Consider the following 2518-nt stretch of genomic DNA (forward strand, 5'->3'; position numbering starts at 1 on the left):
GTTCTTATATTGAAGTTTGACCGATTTAGAAACCGGGCAATGCCATAGGGTTGCGCAAAAGGGTATCGGTTTGCGGCAAATAGGCCCCGCGTTCATCGTGCAAAACGATCCCGCGCCGCATGGTTAATGGCGATGCAACGCCCTTACGCGCCGAGACGATCACACGCAACGGCGCCTCAGCATCCGCTTTGCTCCAGATCGGATAAACCGTCATGTCACCGGCCCGGCCATGCAACAGACCAATGATCCGGTCCAAATGGTCCGCACGATGCACAAGCGTGATCCGTCCCTTTTGCCGCACCATCTTAAGACAAAAGGCAATCCAGTCCTTGAGGTCTGCAGTACCTTCCTGATGGGCCTTGGCGCGGCTTTCATTACTCGGCCGCGTGCCGCCGGCATAATAGGGCGGGTTGGAAATGACCTGATCAAAGCTTTCAGCCACCAGTGGCAGGCGACCATCATTGATATCGCCATGGATTGGGGTCACACGCCCCGCCAGATCATTTTCCATCACGTTGCGGCAAAACAGCGCATAGAGATCATCTTGCAGCTCGACGCCTGTGACCTTCGCCGTTTCCAGACGACGTGCAACGCAAAGCCCGGCTGTGCCGACCGCCGCCCCGACATCAAGGATCTTTTCATCACGACGGGAATTGATCGAAACCGATGCCGCCAGCAACACAGCATCCACCGCCGCCCGATAGCCGTCGACAGGCTGCTTGAGCACCACCGACCCGCCAAGAAGAAAATCATGGCTGATGCGTTCTTCGGGGAAGTCGGGCACTTCAATGCGTGTCGCTGCATTCACCATCGATTGTCCTGATCTGTCGTTCTGATCTGATTGACCTGTTACTCGGACGGCATCGCGTCCGACGCATCACGCTTTGCGTTATGCTCATCCAGTTCGCGTCTGGCAACATCAAGAACGTATTTCGCACGACTTTCCGCATCACCATCCACCATCAGACGCCGTGGCAAGGCACCAATGGACCCCTCGATGATGCTGGCGTGGTAGTCAAAGATATGGCTGTCGATGCCCTCATCGGCCAACACAGCCTGTGCCCAGCTCAGTTCGATGGGATCGTTACTGCGAAAAAGTTCGATCATCTGCATTTTCCTTCAAACTGTGATCTGGTTTTGCATACGTACTGAAATAAGAAGAAATCCAAAAAACGATAATATCTCTATAATGTAGGCGTTTGCGGTGATGGTTTTCAAAACCTGTGCGATAAAACTGTGAATTGCCAACGATCAGGCGTGTGTCTGCACCGCATTTGTCCACTTGACCACAACAGCTTGGCCTATCTATGTTGAGGCCGCCTGCTGTTATTTGCAATCTTCGCCCACGCAGGCAGCGAAGATGCCATTTGAGAAGTCGGAATACAGCGTGACCAATACCGCACCGCAGCCAAAGACTCAGCCGAGCCTTGATTCACTGGTCAACCTCGTTGATGGCGACATGAAGCGCGTCAATCAGGTGATCATCGACAACATGCACAGCGAAGTCGCCCTGATTCCGCAATTGGCCACCCATCTTGTCGCGGCCGGCGGCAAACGCATGCGCCCGATGCTGACACTGGCATCAGCACGGCTTTGCGGGTATGGCGATGGACCGCATGCCGTGGACCTTGCGGCCTGCGTTGAATTCATTCATACCGCTACCCTTCTGCACGATGACGTGGTCGATGAAAGCCAGCTGCGCCGTGGCCAGGCATCGGCAAATGCCCTGTTTGGCAACGAAGCCAGCGTTCTGGTCGGTGACTTCCTGTTTGCGCGCGCCTTTGTCGTGATGGTCAAAACCGGGTCGCTGCGCGTTCTTGATATTCTGGCACAGGCATCTGCCGTCATTGCCGAGGGCGAAGTTCTTCAACTTTCGACCGCCAATGATATGGGCACATCCGAAGAAGCCTATCTCGAAGTGATCACTGCCAAGACCGCTGCCCTGTTTGGCGCGGCATCACAGATTGGTGCGGTGATTGCCGAACGTTCGGCAGAGGATGAAGAAGCACTTCGCCTGTATGGCATTTACCTTGGCACGGCCTTCCAGCTTATTGACGATGTTCTGGATTATTCCGCCCATCAGGCAACCCTTGGCAAAACCGTTGGCGATGATTTCCGCGACGGCAAGGTGACACTTCCGGTAATCATTGCGTACGCCAATGGCGATGAAGACGAAAAGGCCTTCTGGCGTCGCTGCATGGAAGATCAGGACTTCCAGGATGGCGATCTGGATCGTGCGCAAACGCTGATCCGCAAGTATGATGCACTCGATGCATCAATGGATCGCGCCCGCGAATTCGGCGAAAAGGCGATTGCCACCCTGTCCCGCTTTGACGATGGCGCGATCAAGGATGCAATGGTCGAGGCAGTCGAATTCTGCATTTCGCGGCCATACTAATCGATATTCCTGTTGCGCATGCCGGGGTCACACCCGGACGGCGCAAAAATATCTTGCGTCGCCTGCGATAAACCATTATCACCCGGCTTCGCAGAATGACGGAGCGTAGCTCAGCCTGGT

3 protein-coding genes are annotated in these 2518 nt (G+C 54.9%); 1 reads left to right on the top strand and 2 read right to left on the bottom strand.

The features are described 5' to 3' along the window. Positions 1 to 25 precede the first annotated feature (25 nt). Together B3Z49_RS19070 and B3Z49_RS19075 are read right to left on the bottom strand one after the other, a co-directional pair. Positions 26 to 811 carry a tRNA1(Val) (adenine(37)-N6)-methyltransferase gene (locus B3Z49_RS19070; protein WP_296993703.1) on the bottom strand — a complete coding sequence of 262 codons (786 nt, stop codon included), beginning with the start codon at positions 809 to 811 and terminating at the stop codon, positions 26 to 28. A gap of 38 nt (positions 812 to 849) precedes the next feature. Next, positions 850 to 1107, bottom strand: a complete 258-nt coding sequence (locus B3Z49_RS19075) for a DUF2007 domain-containing protein (RefSeq protein WP_197145561.1) — start codon at positions 1105 to 1107, stop codon at positions 850 to 852. Positions 1108 to 1360: 253 nt separating this feature from the next. On the opposite strand from B3Z49_RS19075, the gene B3Z49_RS19080 reads away from it, so the two are divergent. After that, positions 1361 to 2398, top strand: a complete 1038-nt coding sequence (locus B3Z49_RS19080) for a polyprenyl synthetase family protein (RefSeq protein ID WP_008891812.1) — start codon at positions 1361 to 1363, stop codon at positions 2396 to 2398. Positions 2399 to 2518: the final 120 nt, after the last annotated feature.

This window comes from Thalassospira sp. UBA1131, from assembly GCF_002311515.1.
In the GTDB taxonomy this organism is placed as follows: domain Bacteria; phylum Pseudomonadota; class Alphaproteobacteria; order Rhodospirillales; family Thalassospiraceae; genus Thalassospira.